The organism is Vescimonas fastidiosa (genome assembly GCF_018326305.1).
Taxonomy (GTDB): Bacteria; Bacillota; Clostridia; order Oscillospirales; family Oscillospiraceae; genus Vescimonas; species Vescimonas fastidiosa.
The window spans coordinates 972774-992976 of record NZ_AP023415.1; the positions used below are offsets into that span (position 1 = coordinate 972774).

Genomic DNA, 20203 nt, shown 5'->3' on the forward strand with positions numbered 1-20203 from the left:
AGCCGACTTTCTTCCTCTATAATACAATTCGTGTCATTGTGAGGTGTGCCATGCGTTTGAATGTAAACAGAGTACTGCATACCCCGGATGCCGGTGAGAATTTCCACTTTGAGATGGACCTTCAGGACCTGGAATTCGGCGGAGAAAAGCCTGTTATAAACCCGGTTGTTGTGGACGGTCGGGTGCAGAACAAGGCCGGCGTGCTGCTGCTGGAGCTTCAGACATCCACAACGCTTCGTTGCCGGTGCAGCCGGTGCCTGGAGCGCTTCGACCTGCCGAAAACCACAGACTATTCCTGTGTTTTGGCGGAGGAAAAGCAATTTGAGGACAGTGACGACATCGTTCTTCTGGACCACGACGAGGTGGATCTGGACGACCTTGCCCGAACGGCGTTTATCCTTGACATGGACACAGTCGTTTTGTGTTCCCCCCACTGCAAGGGCCTGTGTCCCGGCTGCGGTGCGAACCTTAACCGGGAGACCTGCCGCTGCAAAAAGCAGGTAGACCCCCGGCTGGCCGCTTTGGCAAAGCTCCTGCCCCGGGAGGACGCATAAGCGCTATTAATAAATTCACTGCTCAGGCAGTATAAGACCAAGGAGGTGTCAACATGGCAGTACCTAAGGGAAAAGTTTCCAAGCAAAGACGCAATAAGAGACGCAGCTCCGTGTGGAAGCTGGCGGCTCCCGGTCTGGTGGCATGCCCCAAGTGCGGTGCGCTGCATCTGCCTCACAGAATGTGCCCGGAGTGCGGTACCTACAATGGCCGTGAGGTCAAGGTCGTCAAGTCCGTGGCTGCGGATAAGTAATTTTGTGTCCTTGCAGGAGGGAAGCGTGGCTTCCCTCTTGTTTTTTTGCGTGAAAACGGCGGCGTGAGGGCACGCCGCCCTATGCATATATGCGGGCTGGTGCAAACGGGGCGTCGGGGAAATCGGCGAAGCGCCGCCAGTGGCGGAAGAAGCGAGCCGATTTCCCCGCCCGCCGGGAGGGGCAGAGCCCCTCCCCTACGCATCCCTTGAACACTTCCGTAGGGGTGGACGCCTCTGTCCGCCCGCCTGGGCTTGTACTGCACCTCTTGCAAATCCCTGTCATTGCGAGGGCGCACCGCGCCCGTGGCAATCCGTAATCCCCTACTCCCCCATTCCTATTTTTCATCCAATCCATAAAAATGATTCGTTTTACTTTTGCATCGGCATCGGTTATACTATTCTGCGGAAAATACTTGCGTCCCGGTGTAAAAGCGGCTATAATTGTATAGTTAATATGTGGCAGTATGCCGTTTTTTCGGGAGAGACACATCTATGAGCACCATCATCACCTCCATAGACCCCGGCAGTCCCGCTATGCGAGCCGGTCTGCAGCCGGGGCAACAGCTTTTATCCATCAACGGTCACACCGTGGTGGATGTGCTGGACTACCGGTTCTATGGCTACGACCCTGTAAGTCACCTATCCTTGAAAAATAAAGACGGCTCCACCCAAAAGCTGACCATCCATAAGGCTGAGGGGGAGGACCTGGGGCTGAATTTTGATTCCTATCTCATGGATGAGATGCGCTCATGCGCCAATCACTGCATCTTCTGCTTTGTAGATCAGATGCCCCCGGGTATGCGCCAGACCTTATACTTTAAGGACGATGATGCCCGGCTCAGCTTCCTCCAGGGCAACTATATCACCCTCACCAATCTCACGGAGCGGGAGGCTCAGCGCATCATTGACCTGCGCATCAGCCCCATCAATGTCTCCGTTCACACCACGGACCCCCAGCTCCACTGTACCATGCTGGGAAACAAAAATGCTGTGCGCAGCCTGGACTATATCCGTGCCTTCTGTAAGGCGGGCATCGTGATGAACGGGCAGATCGTGGTCTGTCCCGGCTGGAACGACGGCGACCAGCTTCGCCGCACCCTCCGGGACCTGACGGAGATGGAGTTCTCCTCCTGCTCCTTGGTGCCCGTGGGCATCACCAAATACAGAAAGGGTCTGGCAAAGCTGAAGCCCGTGGACGCCCGGTGCGCCGGAGAAATTCTGGACATTGCCGACCAATTCGGTCAGGAAAATCTGCGCCGCTTCGGCACACGGCGCTTCTTCTGTGCGGACGAGCTTTTTCTCCGGGCCGGGCGAGAGCTTCCCGGGGAGGACTACTACGAGGGCTACCGGCAGCTGGAGAACGGCGTGGGTATGCTCCGCTCCCTGGAGGGTGACCTGCTCCGAGCCCTGGACCTGATGGATCAGCCCCCTGCCCCCTCCCCCTTCACCATTGCCACAGGCCGGGCCGCCGAGGGCTTTATGGGCCACCTGCTGACCCTGGTGCAGCAGCGCTTCCCCCAGGTACAGGGCAAAGTGGTGGGGATAGACAATGACTTTTTCGGCCACACCATTGATGTGGCGGGTCTTTTGACCGGGCAGGACCTGGCCGCCCAGCTGCAGGCCTGCAAGCCTCTGGGCCGGGTGCTGATCCCCCTGCATATGCTCCGGCATCAGGAGGATGTATTCCTGGACGACTGGACCGTCCCTCAGCTCTCGCAGGCGCTTAATGCGCCGGTGCAGGTGGTAGGCATTGACGGCTTCGACCTGTGCGATGCCATTTTCGGACTGTAAGGAGGTAAACCTATGGCAAAACCTATGATCGCTATTGTGGGCCGGCCCAATGTGGGCAAGTCCATGCTGTTTAATAAACTCATCGGCCGCCGGCTCTCCATTGTGGAGGACACCCCCGGCGTAACCCGGGACCGCATCTACGGCGAAAGTGACTGGTGCGGCCGCAAATTCACCCTGGTGGATACCGGCGGTATTGAGCCCAATACCGACAATCAAATCCTGGCCTTCATGCGCCAGCAGGCCCAGATCGCCATTGATAATGCCACCGTTATCGTCCTGGTGGTAGATAGCAAGACCGGCATGACCGCCGCCGACCAGGAGGTAGCCGGAATGCTCCAGCGCTCCAAAAAGCCCATTGTCCTGGCGGTGAACAAAATGGACGCCACAGGCCCCGTAGACCCTGAGTTTTATGAGTTCTACAACCTGGGCTTAGGCGACCCCATCGCCGTGTCCGCCATCCACGGCCATGGCACCGGTGACCTGCTGGACGCCTGCCTTCAATACTTCCCCCCCGAGGACGGGGCGGAGGAGGATGACGATGTGATCCAGGTGGCCATCATCGGCAAGCCCAATGTAGGCAAGTCCAGCCTTACCAACCGCATCTTGGGCCAGGAGCGGGTCATCGTCAGCAATGTGGCGGGCACCACACGGGACGCCATCGACTCCTATTTTGAAAACGAGACCGGCAAATATAACTTCATTGACACCGCCGGTATGCGCAAAAAGTCCAAGGTGGACGACACCATCGAGAAGTACAGCGTCCTTCGGGCCACCATGGCCATTGAGCGCAGCGATGTGTGTCTGATCCTCATCGACGCCAATGACGGCGTCACCGAGCAGGACACCAAGATCGCAGGTCTGGCTCATGAGGCCGGTAAGGCCTGCATCATCGTGGTAAACAAGTGGGACATGGTGGAAAAAGACGGTAAAACCATGGACCGGATGCGCGAGGACATCCGCCGGGACCTGAGCTACATGACCTACGCCCCCATTCTGTTCATCTCCGCCCTCACGGGCCAGCGGGTAACGCGGCTGTTTGAGCTTATAAATTATGTGCATAACCAGGCCTCCACCCGCATCACCACGGGTATGCTCAACTCCGTCCTGGCCGATGCCCAGACCCGGGTGCAGCCCCCCACGGACAAGGGCCGCCGCCTGAAGATCTATTACATGACCCAGGTGGGTGTTAAGCCCCCCCATTTTGTGATCTTCTGCAACGATAAAAAGCTCTTCCACTTCTCTTACCAGCGCTATCTGGAAAACCAGATCCGCAGCGTGTTCGGCCTGGAGGGCACCCCCATCATTCTCTCCATTCGTCAGAAAGGAGACGATGAAAATTAATATGTCCATCTACTTTGTAGTGGGGCTGACGCTGCTGGTTTCGTACCTGCTGGGCTGCTTCAACGGCTCGGTGGTCACCTCCCACTTCATCATTCGGGACGATGTGCGCAAGCACGGCAGCGGCAATGCCGGACTCACCAATTTTTACCGCACCTATGGTGCCAAATACGCCCTCATCGTGATTTTCTGTGACATGGGCAAAACCGTCCTCTCCTGTCTCATCGGCGGCTATCTGATGCTCTGCACCAACGGCGGCTGGACCCTGGGGGTGCTGCTGGGCGGCATCGGCTGTGAGCTGGGGCATATGTTCCCGGCCTACTACGGTCTCAAGGGCGGCAAGGGTATCCTCTCCGGCGGTGTGCTGGTGTGGATGCTGGACTGGCGCATGGGCCTCATCGCCTGGGGTCTTTTCGTCCTTCTGTGGCTGCTGACCCGTTATGTATCCTTAGGCTCCATTGCGGCCACAGCCAGTATGCCGGTGTCAGCGTTTTTCGTCTTTCACCATGATCCGCTGCTGACCCTTCTGAGCGCGGTCGTGGCGGCGCTGGTCATCTACTGCCACAGAGAAAATATCCATCGTCTGCTCCACGGCACGGAGCACAAGTTCCGCTGGCATGTGAACCCCATAAATCCCGACGAAAGCGATTCGGAATAGAGAAAGGAAACAGCTATGAAACACAACCAAGTTCGCCAGGTAGTGTTCCCCGTCATCACCGCTATGATCTGGGGTACCTCCTTCGTGGCCCAGAGCACCAGCACCGAGCATGTGGGGGCCTACACCTTCAATGCCGCCCGTTCCTTTGTGGGTTTTTTGGCCCTGCTGGTGGTCATTCAGATCTTTGACGCGGTAAACCGCCGCAAGCAGGCCTCCGCTTCTCCGTCCCAAGAGCAGTCCGCCCCTGCCGAAAGCCGCAAGACCCTGGTCATCGGCGGTATCTGCTGTGGCTTCGCTCTGGCCCTGGCCTGCAATTTGCAGCAGTTGGGCATGGTGGCCGGTGCCGGCGCCGGAAAGACCAGCTTTATCACCACCCTCTATGTGGTGCTGGTTCCCATCTGCGGGCTGTTTCTCAAGAAAAAAGTCTCTCCCGCTGTGTGGCTCAGTGTTCTGCTGGGCGTAGCGGGCCTGTACTGCCTGTGCATCAAGGACGGCTTCACCATCGCTCCCAGCGACCTTTTGGTGCTGCTATGTGCCTTTGGCTACACTCTGCACATTCTGGTTATTGACCACTTCACCCAAAAGGTGGACGGCATTAAAATGAGCTGCATTCAGTTCCTGACCTGTGCGGTGATCTCCGCTGTTTTGATGCTCATTTTTGAGCATCCCACCTGGGCGGACATCACCCCCTGCATAGGTTCCATCCTGTATGTAGGCGTTTTCTCCAGCGGTGTGGCCTACACCCTGCAAATCCTGGCTCAAAAGGACTCCAACCCCACCATTGTGGCCCTCCTCCTGAGCCTGGAGAGCGTATTTGGAGCCGTGTCCGGCGCCATCTTCCTGCACGAAACAATGACCGCTAAGGAGCTGATCGGCTGCGTACTGATGCTGATTGCCGTGGTGCTGGCTCAGATCCCGTTCCCTCTCAAGAAAAAAGCAAAAATCGCCTAAAGGAGGCAATTTACTATGACAGAAACCATTTTGAAAATTGATGGTATGATGTGTGGCATGTGCGAAAACCATGTGTGTGATACGATCCGTAATCAGTTCACCGTAAAGAAGGTCAGCGCCTCCCACACCAAGGGCATCGCCACCATTATTTCCCCGGAGCCCCTGGATGAGGAAGCCCTCCGCAAGGCTATCGCCGAAACCGGGTACGAGCTGAAAAATGTGGAGTCCAAGCCCTACGAAAAGCGGGGCCTCTTCCACCGCTGAAAAAGCTTAAAAACAAGGAACGGTCCATCCTGAAACCGTTCCTTGTTTTTTTGCCGCGCAGCACCCATCCATAGAGGGATTTTTGCCTAAGCCGCTGCCTATGAACAAATAGGAAATGCGGTGAGACCCGGATCGTCTCACCGCATAGGATGCGTGCTTTTTTAATGCTTTAATGGGCGGTGCGGCCCAGGTACTCCTCCAGGGTAATGCCCCGCTCATAGATCTCCTTAGCCACCTGGCAGCCTACATAGCGGTAGTGCCAGGGCTCATAGATGATGCCGGTAATGTCGGTGGTGCCGTTGGGATAGCGGAGAATAAAGCCGTAGCGCCAGCTATTGGCCATGAGCCACTGTTGGGTGGGCATACTCTCCTGGGACTCGTCCAGGTTCCAATTGTTGGTGTCGATGATGTCCACCGCCAGGCCCAGCTGATGCTCACTGGTGCCGGGAACAGCCACCTCTTTGGCAGCCAGCCGCCGGGCCTCCTCGTCGCCATAGCCCTGATTTTTGAAAGCGCTGATCTGCCTGTCGAAATTTTCCTGTTGCATATCCCAGGTACGGTAAGACGAGCAAATGTAGGGGGAATAGCCCTGGGCGCGGCAGTCATCCATCATTTTTTGCAGCTGCGGATAGCAGCGCTTGTCTACGCCCCGTGTATTATCCAGCGGCTCAATATCCACGGAAAATCCTTCGGGCAGGGGATTCCAGGGATTCACCAGCACCAGGTTCCATACGCCGTCAGTCTGTTCGCCCTCGGTATAGCTGCCCTGGGTGGGCGCAGGCTCCGGGTCAGGCTCCGGTTCCGGCTCGGGGGTAGGCTCCGGCTCCGGGGTAGGGGCGGGGGTAGGCTCCTCAATGTTGGGCTGATCAGAGATATCGGGTTTCTTGTCCTCGCCGCCGCGCAGTGCTAAAAACAGCACCAGGGCGATAACAACTACACCCAGGGCGATGCCGCCCAGCCAATAGGGATTTTTGTACCAAGGTGATTTTTGCATTTTCATTTTATTGCCTCCGCTTGCTCACTGATGGAGCGTTTTGGGATAGACCCCGGCGTCGTGAAGCCGCTGCAGCTCCCGGGCGACGGCTTGGCGGTCCTCGTGATAGGTCATGCCGAACCAACGGTCAGCCGAGTGCAGCACCGAAACGGACAGCTTCTTTTCGGCAATGCGCTGGCCCACCAAATTGGGCAGCAAACACTCCGCCTTGCAGTTGTCCCCCGCCTCATAGCGCAGGAAGTCGTGGAAATAGGCCTCCAGCTCATCGAAAAACGACGGCATAAAGCCCCAAAAGTTCATGGATACCACCGTGTCCGGTGAAAGTGTACCCTCCACCTCGTCGACAATGGTGCCGTCGGGATCCAGCCGGATTTTCAGAGTCTCCTTTACGCCGGTCAGGTGGCCGTTTTCCACCTGGCAGACCCCTCGGGACACGGTGCCGTTGGCACTGACGGTATTTTTCAGCAGGTAGCCCACCATAGTGGCGCTCCCCTGCTCCGGCAGACGCTGCAGCTCCGCATACATAGCCCGGTAGGCATCCACGCCGTAGTAGTCGTCGGCATTAATGACACAGAAGGGCTCCTTCACATAGCTCCGGGCGCATAGAACAGCGTGGACCGTTCCAAAGGGCTTCTGCCGCTGGGGCGGGATGGTATAAAAGTCGGGCACACTGGTAAAATCCTGCACCGCGTAGCAGACCTCCACAGGGGAACCGTCGGCAGCGGTACGGCGGGCAACATAGTCGCCGCAGATGCGGTGCATCAGATCCACCATGTCGGGCTTAATGATGAAAACCACCTTGGTAAAACCGGCTCGAATGGCGTCATAAATGGAATACTCCATCAGGATCTCCCCGTCGGGGCCGACTCCGTCCACCTGCTTGTTGCCGCCGTAGCGGGAGCCGAGACCTGCCGCCATGATGACCAGCGCTGCTTTCATATCCTGTGCCTCCTGTGTTTCTTTTGAATGATGCCATATATTATATCATATATGTGAGGTAATTACAAGTCTCACAGGTCCATTTCGCCGGAAAGGCTCAGCACCGCCTGACCGCCGATGCGCACTCGGACCGCACCGTCCTCCGCCGTAAGGCGGCTGTAAATACGAGAGGGGCGCCCCATATGCTCTCCCTGAAGGAAGAGGTTTTCCTTCTCCGGCTCCACCAGGCCCCGCTCATAGAGATAGTAGGTCAAGGCGCCGTTGCTGGTGCCGGTGGCACACTCCTCGGGAATATCGTATAGAGGGGCAAAATTGCTGCAATAGACCTTGTCCTCCCCCAAGCAGAACATATGCACCCCTGTCACATCGAAATGTTTGGAAAGGGCCGTGACCGTCTCCTCATTCTGCTTTGCCCGCATAAGCGTCTCGTGATCCGTCACGGGCATCATAATGTCCGCCAGGCCCGTGCTGACGATCTCCGGCTCCAAGCCCTCGGGGCGGTCCGCCAGCGTCAGGCCATAGGTCCCGTACAGCTCCGCCCAGCTCTCCTGGGGCAGCACGCCCAGGGTCTTGGGCGGTGCCATGTCCATCCACACGGTTTCGCCGCTGACGCCGATGTCCAGCTTCCCGGCCCAGGTATGGGCGGTGTGGGTGCCATCGCCGATGCGGCCCAGGCGCCGCAGTAGCGCAAAGGTCGCCACCGTGGCGTGCCCGCACAGGTCCACCTCCCCGGCGGGCGTAAAGTAGCGCAGATGCAGGCCATCCTCCCCCTGTTCCACGAATACCGTCTCCGAATGCTTCAGCTCTGCGGCTACCTGCTGCATCACCCCCGGCTCCAAGACCTTGTCCGCCAGCACCACTCCCGCCTGGTTGCCTCCGAAAACCCGGTCGGTAAAGGCGTCCATCACATATACTTTCATAGCTGCATCCTCCTGATTTTTTCTCTATTATAACGCACCTGATTTTACTTCGCAAGAGTCCATCTTGACGAACGCTTTTTCCTCTGCTATACTATTTTTGTGAAATTGAATTGCGGTGATCCGCTGAAAAGAAAGGAATTTCATCCAAAATGCAAAAAAAGCAGAGCCTTCTCAAGCAATTTTTCCACTTCTCCGCAGCCACGGTGGCCTCCCTCATGGTCTTTTCCCTCTACTCCATCGTGGACGGTCTGTTCGTGGCCCGAGGCGTAGGGGAATACGCCATGACCGCCGTGAACCTGTCCGTACCGTTTGTTAATCTCTTATTCTCCATCGCGGTCATCTTCGCCGTGGGCACCTCCACCATCATCGCCTATCTCCTGGGCCAGAAAAACGCCCAGAGTGCCAACAAGCTGTTTTCGCAGAATTTGGCGACCCTGGTGGTGATCGGCGTGACTATTTCGGTGCTGGTGCTGGCGTTCACAGAGCCCCTTGCCCGGCTGCTGGGGGCGGAAGAGGTCACCCTAGAGTACACCATACATTATTTGCAGGGCCTGGCCCCCTTTGCCGTGTGCTTTATGATCTCCTATAATCTGGAGGTACTGGTGAAAACCGACGGGCGGCCCCGGCTGGCGCTGGTCACCGTTTGCGTGGGCTGCGTGACCAACTGTGTGCTGGACTATCTGGCCATTTTCCACTGGGGCCTGGGCATCTGGGGCGCAGCGGCGGCCACGGGTTTGAGCCAGCTGCTCACCTGCATCATCTACCTGACCCATTTCCTGGGAAAGCATACCACCTTCCACCCGGTGCGCTTCCGCATGGACTGGAAGATCTACCGCCGTCTGCTGCCCATCGGCATCTCCGACGGACTGACAGAGCTGTGTAACGGCCTGATGATCTTCCTCTTCAACCACACCATTCTCCGCTGCATCGGCACCGACGGCCTGGTGGCCTACACCATCATCGCCTACGCCAATACCCTGGTCATCAATATCACCATGGGTGTAAGCCAGGGCAGCCAACCCCTTATCAGCTTCCAAAATGGCCGAGGCGACGGGACCGCCATCGGAAATCTGCTGCGCTATGGGCTGCGTACCATGTGCGGCATCGCAGCGGTGTGCTTCACGGTGCTGTTTTTGGCAGCTCCGAAGCTGGTGGCAGTTTATCTGCCGGAGGCGGGAGCGGAGATGCTGACCTTCGCCACGGATGCATTCCGGCGCTACAGCCTGTGTTACCTGCCGGTAGGATTCAATATCTATATTGCAGGCTTCCTTACAGCCATGGAGCGGCCGCTCCCGGCGGTAAGCATCTCTACCGGACGGGGCCTCATCCTCCAGGGCAGCATTCTTTTGCTGCTGGCTGCGGTGCTGGGCGGCAGCTCCATTTGGTTTGCGCCGGTAATTTCGGAGGTGCTGTGCCTGGGCCTGTCGGTGTTTTTCCTGCTACGGCTGCGTCGGACGCATCCGGTGTTTGCCAAGGGTAAACCCGCATAAGCTTATATTTTAAATAAGCTCCCTCCGTAATGCCATATGCTCCCTCTATGAAAGACAGCGAGAAAATAGGCTGTCGATCATGGAGGGAGCATTCATCTTTCGCCAAAAATTCAGCATTGCCTCCGGGCATTGTCAAGGGCCAAAGGCCGCCCCGGGACCTTCATTCAGGAGCATATCCGGCCTGCATCCGAAGTGCAGCAGTGCCTCCAACACACCGCCGCCCACGGCCAGGGCCTTGTCCGAGGCCCGGAAGCAGTGATCCCGCTTGCACCGAGGGTCTATGTCGCCGCACTTCATGCCCTGGGGCACCGTGAGCCCTCCCTGCAGCAGGCCCCGCAGGCAGCCGTCGATGGTGCAGCGCATGGGAACGCCGCCCACCAGCGCCGCCACCTGGCCCGCTTTTACCATTTGACCGATCTCCATTTTCGGCTCAAAAACCCCTGCCGCCGGTGCGCGCAGTACCCGCTCCAACCCGTAGCCGCCGACAATACCGGGAATCCCGGTGTTGGGAATGGGTGTGCCACGATAGAGTACCCGCCCCAGGGTGTGGCCGCGCATGGTCTCCACGGCGGCGTGGCAGTCCTCCCCGGCGGTGAAGCCGGGCCCCACGCCAATGACCACCGGAGCCATGTCCCGGCTGGTGCCCAGGTTGCGCTTGGCCAGAATGGCATCCACCAGAGCCGCCGGATATAGCTCGGGCAATAATGCGCAGGCCGGATCCGCCACCACGGCTATCTCCCCCGCCCCGGCAATGTCCAGAGCCTCCCGGGCCGAGTCCGTCCGCCGGGCCCGCACATCCTCCACCAGCACCTCTCGCAGACGCAGCGCCTCGGAAAAACACACCGTGCGCCGGATGGAGGTGGGCTGGGGCAGATCTGTCATGATGATTTGAAATCCCGCCCGGTGCAGCCGCAGGGCAATGCCCGTTGCAATATCCCCTGCGCCGCGAATGATCACTGCCATACTATCATGATCCTTTCAAAAGAATAACGCTGTGTCTATTTTACCTTTTTCTTTCCCCTCTGTCAACTGGACAATACCCGCCGGCTGCGGTATACTATTTGAAAAAAGGAGGCCGCAGCCATGAAACTCGCTCCCCTTCTGAAAATTGAAAAAGGCGTCACGGCCATCATCGGCAGCGGCGGGAAAACCACCCTGCTGCGCACCCTTTCAGGCGAGCTCCCCGGCCGGGTGCTGCTGTGTACCAGCACCCACTTTCAGGGTTATGCGGACCTGCCCACGGTGCTGGACCCCACGGAGGCCGATTTGCGAAAGGCCCTGGCAGCGCACCCCATTGTCTGCGCCGCCGGACGCTCCCCCACGGGAAAGCTGGTAGACTGCGGCCTGCCCTATGAGACCCTGGCGGACCTGGCGGACTTCGTGCTGGTGGAGGCGGACGGCTCTCGTCGGCGGCCGCTGAAGGCCCATGCGCTCCACGAGCCGGTGATTCCCCTCTGCACCCGTCAGGTCATCTGCGTGGTGGGCCTGTCGGGCCTGCACCGCCCGGTGTCAGAAGTCGTCCACCGGCCGGAGCTGTTCTGTCCCTTGGTAGGCTGCACCCCGGAGGACGAGGCTACACCGGAGCGGGTGGCCCGTGCCTTGGTGCAGGAGCATTTGGCGGATACTTATTTTTTGAATCAGGCGGAGAGCAGCTCCGCTTTGCAGGATGCCAAAATCATAGCATCCCACCTCAAGCCTCAGGGCTCTTCCGTGGTAGCCGGAAGCCAGTGGGAGAAAAGCTATTGTGTGCTTTGAAGCGTTTGCCGCCCGGAGACGGGAAAAATCCACAGGATTTTTCGGCAGTCACAAAAAACGGACCTGTCGGGTGACAGGCCCGTTTTTATGTGTAGAACGGGAATTACTCCACCGTCACGCCCCGCTCGGCGAAGCCCTTGACCATGAGCTCCAGATCCGGCTCGATATGCAGCGGCTCCCCGGCGGACTTGATGGCGTTGGCCACATCCTTCAATCCGTTTCCGGTGACCACAGACACCACGGTGGCGTCCTTCTCAATGAGGCCCTCCTGGCAGGCCTTCTTCAGGGCCGCCGCGCCGGTGACACCTGCCGGCTCACCGAATACGCCGCAGGTGCGGCCCAGCAGACGCTGTGCGGCCAAAATCTCCTCATCGGTGACGCACACGGCGATACCATTGGACTCCCGAATGGCAGCCAGAGCCTTGTCGGCGTTCCGGGGCACACCCACGGAGATGGAGTCGGCAATGGTGTTCTCCTCCATGGGCTCCCAGGGCTTATTCTCCTGGATGGCCCGGTTGATGGGATAGCAGCCGTAGGACTGGGCAGAGATGAGTCGGGGCAGCTTGTCGATAAAGCCGATGGCGTACAGGTCTTTGAAGCCCTTCCACACCCCCGCGATGGTGCAGCCGTCTCCCACGGAAATGGCCAGATAGTCGGGCATCTCCCAGTTCAGCTGCTCGGCGATCTCCAGGGCCACGGTCTTTTTACCCTCGGAAAGGTAGGGGTTGATGGCGGCATTGCGGTTGTACCAGCCGTACTTCTCAATAGCCTCAGCGGACATCTTGAAGGTCTCCTCATAGTTGCCCTTCACAGAGATCACATTGGCGCCGAAGATCATCAGCTGAGCCACCTTGCCCTTGGGAGCCCGCTCGGGCACAAAAATATAGGTCTTAAAGCCCGCAGCGGCGGCGTTCCCCGCCAGGGAGGAGGCGGCGTTGCCGGTGGAGGAGCAGGCGATGGTCTTGGCGCCGGCCTCATAGGCCTTGGCCACGGCCATAGCGCTGGCCCGATCCTTCAGGGAGGCGGTGGGATTCTGCCCGTCATCCTTTACCCACAGCTTCTTAATGCCCAGCATCTCGGCCAGCTTGGGCTCCTCATACAGGGGGCTCCAGCCCACCCGCAGGGGGGTGTCAGGGGTGGTCTCCTCCACAGGCAGCAGCTCCCGGTAGCGCCACATAGACCGATTTTCCCGGTTGGCCAGCTTCTCCTTGGTAAGCACGGACTTAATGTAGTCGTAGTCGTAAATAATGTCCAAAATCCCGCCGCAGGAGCAGTTGGTCAGGTCGGGCGTAGCCTCATAGGTTTTCCCGCAGCGGACGCACTTGCCGTATTTTACATTTTTCATGTTGTGTTCTCCCTCAATTAAATGTAGTATTCATCCTCCGCCCAGTGAGCGGGATTGTCGCCAGTGTATTGCCAGATGCGGAGATAATCCGCCTCGTTGCGAATAACATGGTCGAAATAGGAGCGTTGCCAGAGCTTCCGGCCTGGTGTGTTCATCATCTGATTGATTGCCTTCGTTGTTCTGGATTTGAATGCCCCGATCACGCCACTCAAATTATGCGTAGGGGCGGGGCTCTGCCCCGCCCGCTGTACAGTCAGCAGGATATGTATGTGGTTTGGCATAATGATATATTTGTCGATAACCACTTCATAGCGTTCCGACAGCGCAAGCAATTCGTTCTCCACGACCTTCCCGAACGGGCGGGGTAGAACCCCGCCCCTACTCACATCAGAGAGACATTTCCGCTTTTTATCGGTACAAATCGTAACAAAGTACGCGCCGTTTTCGCTATAATCATGCATGGGCAGTCGGCATCTTTTTCTTTTTGCCGTATGCTCCATTTCCCCCATCTCCCGACAATAAAATCCCAGGGGCGGGACGGCTGTCCCGCCCCTGCGGCGAATTTGGGGTTTTTCTTACAGATTCTTCAGCAGACCCGTTGCCTCGTTGAACTCGCAGATCAGCTCGTCCAGCTCCTTGGCCTGGGCGTGAACGGCATCCCAGGTGTTCTTAGTGTCATACCACTGGGCGTTCAGGTCCTCCACGGTCATGCCCTGCTGCTCCACCCAGGTGTAATACTTCAGGTTGTGGACGCGCTTGCGCTCGGCATAGCCCATCTCCATCATGCTGTCGGTCTTCAGACCCAGCATATGCAGAGCGTGGTCCATGGCGGCCTCATGGGCATTGTATGCGCCATGCATCTGATTCAGCTCCTCCACCCGGCTGGCGTACATGGCAGCGGAGTCGGTGAGGACGGTGGCGACCACATCGTTCTCGGTGAGCTCATAGTACTTGGCCATCTTGATGCAGCACAGCACATTGGCGATGCCGGAGATACCCAGCCAGCTCATCTTCTCCACCTGCTCGTCGTCCATGCCCAGCTCGCTCTTCATATAGGCCTTGCCCTCCTCGGTGTTGAACAGGCGCAGCAGGCGCTGGGAGTCCTCATCATCGATGGCAATGGCCATGTCGGTGTTCTTCACATTGTGGATCCAGGGGATGTGCTTGTCGCCGATACCCTCAATGCGGTGGCCGCCGAAGCCGTTATCGAGGATGGTGGGGCACTGCAGGGCCTCACCCACAGCCAGCTTCAGGTGGGGATAGCGCTCCTTCAGCAGGTCACCGGCGCTCATGGTGCCGGCGGAGCCGGAGGTGAAGCAGGCGCCGGCGAAGTTCTGGCCGGGCTTCTTCACAGCCTCAAACAGGTCAGCCAGGGCATAGCCGGTGACATTATAGTGCCACAGGGGATTGCCCATCTCGGCAAACTGGTTGAAGATCATCATGGTAGGATCCTTCTTCAGCTCCCAGGTCTTGTCGAAGATCTCCTTCACATTGGACTCGCAGCCGGGGGTAGCGATGATCTGTCCGGCAATGCTCTTGAGCCAGTCAAAGCGCTCCTTGGACATATCCTGGGGCAGGATAGCCACAGACTCGCAGGCCAGGAGCTTGGAGTTGAAGGCGCCGCCGCGGCAGTAGTTGCCGGTGGAGGGCCAAACAGCGTGATGATAGGTAGCGTCGAACTGACCGGTGACCAGGCGGGGAGCCAGGCAGCCGAAGGAGGCGCCCACCTTGTGGCAGCCGGTGGGGAACCACTTACCGGACATGGCAATGATGCGGCAGGGCACGCCGGAAAGCTGGCTGGGGATCTCCACATAGTTGGGCACAGCCTGGAACAGGCCGCCCTTCTCCTTGGCCTCATTATGCCAGGAAATGCGGAACAGGTTCACGGGATCCACATCCCACAGCCCGGTCTTGGAGAGCTTGGCCTTGATCTTCTCGGGGATCAGGTCAGGATTCTGCATCTGAGCGATGGTGGGAATGATGATGTTGTTTTCCTTGGCCTTTTGGATGTTATGCTCCAGGCCGGTCTTGTTGATGGACAGATCGATTTTACCCATATTTATTTTCCTCCTGTAATTTTACTTCTTGTTAGCGTCGATATAAGAATAAAGCGTATATTTGGAAATACCGAAGTATTTTGCCACTTTGTCGCCGGACTTAGTCACCAGGAAGGCTCCGTTCTCGTTGAGGAACTGGATAGCCCGGATCTTGTCGTCCTTATTCATCAGAGCCACGGGCTTGCCCACCAGGGCCACAGACTGATCAATAAGCTCGTCCAGCACATTATTGACATTGATAATGCGCTCCGGCTCCGTTTGGACCCGGTCGTCGGTCTCCAGCATATCTCCGATGGTCTGCTGGATCATCAGCAGTCTGGACACATCGTAGTTGATAGCCAAAATGGCCACCACCAAGCCGCGGCTGTTGCGGATATAGATAGAGGAAGATTTCAGTATCTTCCCATCCGGCGTCTTGGTCAGATAGCTCAGGTGATCCTTGGGCTGCGCGCTGTGGTCGAGCATCTGCTCCAGAGCCACCTGGGAGGCACCATCGCCGATCTTCCGCCCGGACACATGGCCGTTTACGATATAGACGATGGAGTGATCCATCCGGCTGCTGCTGACCTCGTGAATGACCACCTCGCAGTTGCTCCCAAACTGGGCCGCAATGCCATCGGCTATTTGCTTCAGCGATTCCAATCGTTTTGTCTCCATAGCCCCACCTTTCCCTGCGGCACAGCCGGACTGCCCCGCATCCTATAATTTTCTATACCATCCATTAACAAGGGCAAACACGCCCGCCCCTATTAACCGATGGTATCATAATAGCATATTTTTTGTAAAAATCAATCCCTTTCCAAAAAAATAATTTGGTTTCATAAATTTTTGTTTGACATCGGCGCAAGTTGTGATATGATAGGTTTGTGTGCAGAATCGACAACACTCGATTCGTCTGCCTCAAGCTGTTTAATATTTTTGAAAATATGGAGGTTCACTATGGATTTTGAAGCCATCAAGAAAGCCGCGGAAGGCTATAAGCCTGCAATGGTCAAGTTCCTGCGCGACATGATTGCCATTCCCTCTGAGTCCTGCGAGGAGGAGGGCGTTGTCAAGCGCATCGCCGAGGAAATGAAGTCCCTGGGCTACGACAAGGTCGAGTTCGATAAGCTGGGCAATGTCATCGGCTGGATGGGCTCCGGCGACAAGATCATCGTCATCGACTCCCACATCGACACCGTGGGCATCGGCAACATCGAAAACTGGGAAGCTGATCCCTACAAGGGCTACGAGACCGAGGACATCATCTATGGCCGCGGCAGCAGTGACCAGGAGGGTGGCATGGCTTCCGCCACCTATGGCGTCAAGATCATGAAGGACCTGAACCTGATCCCCGAGGGCTACAAGCTGATGGTGGTGGGCTCCGTTCAGGAAGAGGACTGTGACGGTATGTGCTGGCAGTCCATTGTAAATGAGTATTTCGGCGGTCCCGAGGATGCCCGCAGCAAGGTGGAGTTCGTCATTTCCACCGAGCCCACCGACGGCGGCATCTATCGCGGCCACCGGGGCCGTATGGAGATCCGCGTGGATATGCACGGCGTTTCCTGCCACGGCTCCGCTCCCGAGCGCGGCGACAATGCCATTCATAAGATGGCCGAGGTCATTCTGAACATCCGCGACCTCAACGAGAACCCCGCCGACGGCTCCACCGAGATCAACGGCCTGGTGAAGATGCTGGACCCCAAGTTCAATCCCGACCATTACGAGGATGCCCGTTTCCTGGGCCGCGGCACCTGCACCACCAGCCAGATCTTCTACACCTCTCCCTCCCGCTGCGCCGTGGCCGATAGCTGCTCTATCTCCGTCGACCGCCGCATGACCGCAGGCGAGACCTACCAGTCCTGCCTGAAGGAGATCGAGGACCTGCCCGCCTGCAAGAAGTATGCCAAGGATGTGAAGGTCTCCATGTATATGTATGACCGTCCCGCCTGGACCGGCCATGTCTATGAGACCGAGTGCTTCTTCCCCACCTGGATCAATAAGGAGTCCGCTCCCCATGTCCAGGCCCTTATCGACGCCCACCATGCCCTGTGGGGCACCGAGCGCCTGATGCCCACCGAGCTGGCCGCCTCCAAGCGCCGCGGCCGTCCCCTGACCGATAAGTGGACCTTCTCCACCAACGGCGTTTCCATCCAAGGCCGTTATGGCATTCCCTGCGTAGGCTTCGGCCCCGGTGCCGAGTCTCAGGCCCACGCCCCCAACGAGGTGACCTTCAAGCAGGATCTGGTGACCTGCGCCGCTCTGTATGCCGCCGTTCCCGGCCTGTATAAGCCCGAGAATAAGGATGGCTCCGCCACCTCCTTCCGTCAGGAGCTCACCGGCAACGACATCAAGTAATTTTCTCTGACCCCTGTTCTTCCCGGTGCGGGCGGTGTGCCGCCCGCACGGCGAAGGCCCTTTAGACATCCGTTTTATTCTGACAATTAAGGAGATAATCAATATGAGCAAGACTGTTGAATTGGCCCGTCATCTGGAAACCCTGCGCATTAACAATATGTATAAGAGCGATTTCTATTGGACTTGGGACAAGACCGATGACGAGATCGACGCTATCTTCACCGTGGCCGATGCCCTGCGTGACCTGCGTGAGCGCAACAAGAGCACCCGCATCTTCGACTCCGGCCTGGGCATTTCCCTGTTCCGCGACAATTCCACCCGCACCCGCTTCTCCTTCGCCTCCGCCTGCAACCTGCTGGGCCTGGAGGAGCAGGTCCTGGACGAGAAAAAGTCTCAGATCGCCCACGGCGAGACCGTCCGGGAAACCGCCAACATGGTCTCCTTCATGGCCGATGTCATCGGTATCCGCGATGATATGTATATCGGTCAGGGTCACACCTATCAGAAGACCTTCATGGATGCTCTGGAGGAGGGCTATCGGGACGGCATTCTGGAGCAGCGCCCCACTCTGGTGAACCTGCAGTGCGATGTGGACCACCCCACCCAGTGCATGGCCGATATGCTCCATGTTATCCACTACTTCGGCGGCGTGGAGAACCTGAAGGGTAAGAAGGTCGCCATGACCTGGGCTTACTCTCCCTCCTACGGCAAGCCCCTGTCCGTGCCCCAGGGCGTCATCGGCCTGTTCACCCGCTTCGGCATGGATGTTACCCTGGCTCACCCCGATGGCTACGATGTGATGCCCGAGGTGGAGGAAGTGGCCCGGAAGAATTGCGAGAAGTACGGCTCCAAGTTCCACAAGACCAACAGCATGGCCGAGGCCTTCAAGGATGCCGACATCGTGTATCCCAAGTCCTGGGCTCCCTTCGCCGCCATGGAGGAGCGCACCAAGCTGTACTCCGCCGGTGATCAGGCTGGCATCGATGCTCTGGAGAAGAAGCTCCTGGCTCAGAATGCCGAGCATAAGGATTGGGCCTGCACCGAGGAAATGATGAAGCTCACCAAGGACGGCAAGGCTCTGTATATGCACTGCCTGCCCGCCGACATCACCGGCCTGAGCTGCAAGGAGGGCGAGGTGGACAACTCCGTGTTCGACCGCTATATCGTGCCTCTGTATAAGCAGGCCTCCTATAAGCCCTATATCATTGCCGCTATGATCTTCATGTCCCAGGTGAAGGACCCCGTCAAGACCCTGATGGAGCTGGACGCCGCCGACAATCATCGTAAGCTGCACTAATTGACCTGAAACCATTCGATAGCGGGAGTGCTGCCAAAGGCTCCCGCTATCGCCCTTACTGTCCGGGCAGCCAAATCGCCCGCATCCTGTAGGGGCGGACGACTCTGTCCGCCCGCAAGAAAGAGGTATGTTTATATGAGCAAGCGTATCGTTATCGCCTTGGGCGGCAATGCCCTGGGCAACACCGCCGCCGAGCAGCTGGCTCTGGTGAGCACCACCGCCAAGGCCATCGTGGACCTCATCGCTGAGGGCAACGAGGTCGTCATCGCCCACGGCAACGGCCCCCAGGTGGGCATGATCAACCTGGGTCTTTCCACCGCCGCCGAGGCCGGTGCCATCAAGGCCGATATGCCCTTCCCCGAGTGTGGCGCCATGTCCGAGGGCTACATCGGCTATCATCTGCAGCAGGCCATCGGCAACGAGCTGTCCTCCCGGGGCATGACCAAGCCCGTGGCCACCATCGTCACCCAGACCGTGGTCTCCGAGGATGACCCCGCCTTCCAAAACCCCACCAAGCCCGTGGGCGCCTTCTATGATAAGGCCACTGCCGACCGTATCGCCGCCGAAAAGGGCTATACCATGGTGGAGGATGCCGGCCGTGGCTACCGCCAAGTGGTCCCCTCCCCCAAGCCCTTTGACATCGTGGAGGCCGAGTCCATTAAGGCCCTCTTTAATGCCGGCCATGTGGTCATCGCCGTAGGCGGCGGCGGCATTCCCGTGGTTCGCAAGAACGGCAAGCTGTGCGGCACCCCCGCCGTCATCGACAAGGACTTCGGCAGCGAGCTGCTGGCGGAGCTGCTGGACGCCGATGTTCTTGTGATCCTCACCGCCGTGGAGAAGGTGGCCATCAACTTCAATAAGCCCGACCAAAAGGGTCTGGATGATCTGACCCCCGCCCAGGCCAAGATCTATATGGACGAGAACCAGTTCGCCAAGGGCTCCATGCTGCCCAAGGTCCAGGCCGCGGTGAAGTTCGCCGAGTCCAAGCCCGGCCGCACCGCCCTTATCACCTTGCTTGAAAAGGCCAAGGACGGTATCGCCGGTAAGACCGGCACCCGTATCCATCAGTAATTTTCACAAATTTAGCCCAGGCGCGGGAGAGGAAATTCTCCCGCGCCCCTTTGTCAATCTTCATCCTTTACAAATTTTTCAAACGGTTTTATAGCACTTTTCACAAATTCATCATTTGTCACAAGAAAATGCAGGGTACAAAAAAATTTTTTTGGTAAAAATGAAATTTTTGGTTGAAATTTTTGAGCCTG

20 protein-coding genes are annotated in these 20203 nt (G+C 57.9%); 12 read left to right on the plus strand and 8 right to left on the minus strand.

Annotated features, from left to right (window positions below; all coding sequences use genetic code 11):
* Positions 1–50: 50 nt before the first annotated feature.
* The 7 genes from KI236_RS04775 to KI236_RS04805 all read left to right on the plus strand — a co-directional run bounded on the left by KI236_RS04775 (position 51) and on the right by KI236_RS04805 (position 5807).
* Entirely contained in the window at positions 51–554 is a 504-nt protein-coding gene (locus tag KI236_RS04775; protein WP_212819756.1) for a YceD family protein, read from the plus strand.
* 53 nt (positions 555–607) lie between these two features.
* On the plus strand, positions 608–805 hold the full coding sequence (gene rpmF, locus KI236_RS04780) for a 50S ribosomal protein L32 (protein ID WP_212819757.1): 198 nt from the start codon (positions 608–610) through the stop codon (positions 803–805).
* Positions 806–1297: 492 nt separating this feature from the next.
* A complete protein-coding gene (locus KI236_RS04785; protein WP_212819759.1) occupies positions 1298–2596 on the plus strand; it encodes a DUF512 domain-containing protein in 1299 nt (432 codons plus the stop codon).
* Between the two features lie 12 nt (positions 2597–2608).
* Complete coding sequence (der, locus tag KI236_RS04790) at positions 2609–3937, plus strand: ribosome biogenesis GTPase Der (protein ID WP_212819761.1); 1329 nt, start codon at positions 2609–2611, stop codon at positions 3935–3937.
* Complete coding sequence (locus KI236_RS04795; protein WP_212819763.1) at positions 3927–4592, plus strand: glycerol-3-phosphate acyltransferase; 666 nt, start codon at positions 3927–3929, stop codon at positions 4590–4592. Before der ends, KI236_RS04795 begins: the two co-directional genes overlap by 11 nt.
* Before the next feature lie 15 nt (positions 4593–4607).
* On the plus strand, positions 4608–5543 hold the full coding sequence (locus KI236_RS04800; RefSeq protein ID WP_212819765.1) for a DMT family transporter: 936 nt from the start codon (positions 4608–4610) through the stop codon (positions 5541–5543).
* 15 nt (positions 5544–5558) lie between these two features.
* Positions 5559–5807, plus strand: coding sequence for a heavy-metal-associated domain-containing protein (locus KI236_RS04805; protein ID WP_212819767.1), 249 nt, complete (start codon positions 5559–5561; stop codon positions 5805–5807).
* A gap of 169 nt (positions 5808–5976) precedes the next feature.
* On the opposite strand, the gene KI236_RS04810 is transcribed toward KI236_RS04805, so the two are convergent.
* From KI236_RS04810 to KI236_RS04820, 3 genes are all read right to left on the minus strand, one after another.
* Entirely contained in the window at positions 5977–6807 is an 831-nt protein-coding gene (locus KI236_RS04810) for a M15 family metallopeptidase (protein ID WP_228738087.1), read from the minus strand.
* A gap of 18 nt (positions 6808–6825) precedes the next feature.
* The gene (locus tag KI236_RS04815) at positions 6826–7740 is read right to left on the minus strand and encodes a nucleotidyltransferase family protein (protein WP_212819769.1); all 915 of its coding nucleotides are present in this window, start codon (positions 7738–7740) and stop codon (positions 6826–6828) included.
* A gap of 71 nt (positions 7741–7811) precedes the next feature.
* On the minus strand, positions 7812–8660 hold the full coding sequence (locus tag KI236_RS04820) for a PhzF family phenazine biosynthesis protein (protein ID WP_212819770.1): 849 nt from the start codon (positions 8658–8660) through the stop codon (positions 7812–7814).
* A gap of 149 nt (positions 8661–8809) precedes the next feature.
* Between KI236_RS04820 and KI236_RS04825 the strand changes: the two genes are divergently transcribed.
* On the plus strand, positions 8810–10150 hold the full coding sequence (locus KI236_RS04825; protein ID WP_212819772.1) for an MATE family efflux transporter: 1341 nt from the start codon (positions 8810–8812) through the stop codon (positions 10148–10150).
* A 132-nt stretch (positions 10151–10282) separates the two neighbouring features.
* Here KI236_RS04825 and yqeB read toward each other — a convergent pair whose 3' ends face one another.
* Positions 10283–11113, minus strand: coding sequence for a selenium-dependent molybdenum cofactor biosynthesis protein YqeB (gene yqeB / locus KI236_RS04830; RefSeq protein ID WP_212819774.1), 831 nt, complete (start codon positions 11111–11113; stop codon positions 10283–10285).
* A 120-nt stretch (positions 11114–11233) separates the two neighbouring features.
* Between yqeB and yqeC the strand changes: the two genes are divergently transcribed.
* The gene (gene yqeC, locus KI236_RS04835; RefSeq protein ID WP_212819776.1) at positions 11234–11905 is read left to right on the plus strand and encodes a selenium cofactor biosynthesis protein YqeC; all 672 of its coding nucleotides are present in this window, start codon (positions 11234–11236) and stop codon (positions 11903–11905) included.
* Between the two features lie 103 nt (positions 11906–12008).
* Here yqeC and KI236_RS04840 read toward each other — a convergent pair whose 3' ends face one another.
* The 4 genes from KI236_RS04840 to KI236_RS04855 form a co-directional block, all read right to left on the minus strand.
* Positions 12009–13250: a threonine synthase gene (locus KI236_RS04840; RefSeq protein WP_212819778.1), complete on the minus strand. Its 1242-nt coding sequence runs from the start codon at positions 13248–13250 to the stop codon at positions 12009–12011.
* 17 nt (positions 13251–13267) lie between these two features.
* Complete coding sequence (locus KI236_RS04845) at positions 13268–13750, minus strand: transposase (RefSeq protein ID WP_212819780.1); 483 nt, start codon at positions 13748–13750, stop codon at positions 13268–13270.
* A gap of 75 nt (positions 13751–13825) precedes the next feature.
* Complete coding sequence (locus KI236_RS04850; RefSeq protein ID WP_212819782.1) at positions 13826–15307, minus strand: pyridoxal-5-phosphate-dependent protein subunit beta; 1482 nt, start codon at positions 15305–15307, stop codon at positions 13826–13828.
* A gap of 21 nt (positions 15308–15328) precedes the next feature.
* A complete protein-coding gene (locus KI236_RS04855; RefSeq protein ID WP_212819784.1) occupies positions 15329–15964 on the minus strand; it encodes a helix-turn-helix transcriptional regulator in 636 nt (211 codons plus the stop codon).
* A 282-nt stretch (positions 15965–16246) separates the two neighbouring features.
* Between KI236_RS04855 and KI236_RS04860 the strand changes: the two genes are divergently transcribed.
* The 3 genes from KI236_RS04860 (at position 16247) to arcC (ending at position 20012) form a co-directional block, all read left to right on the plus strand.
* On the plus strand, positions 16247–17644 hold the full coding sequence (locus KI236_RS04860; RefSeq protein ID WP_212819786.1) for a YgeY family selenium metabolism-linked hydrolase: 1398 nt from the start codon (positions 16247–16249) through the stop codon (positions 17642–17644).
* 103 nt (positions 17645–17747) lie between these two features.
* Positions 17748–18941, plus strand: a complete 1194-nt coding sequence (gene ygeW, locus KI236_RS04865) for a knotted carbamoyltransferase YgeW (RefSeq protein ID WP_212819788.1) — start codon at positions 17748–17750, stop codon at positions 18939–18941.
* Between the two features lie 135 nt (positions 18942–19076).
* On the plus strand, positions 19077–20012 hold the full coding sequence (gene arcC, locus KI236_RS04870) for a carbamate kinase (protein WP_212819790.1): 936 nt from the start codon (positions 19077–19079) through the stop codon (positions 20010–20012).
* Positions 20013–20203: the final 191 nt, after the last annotated feature.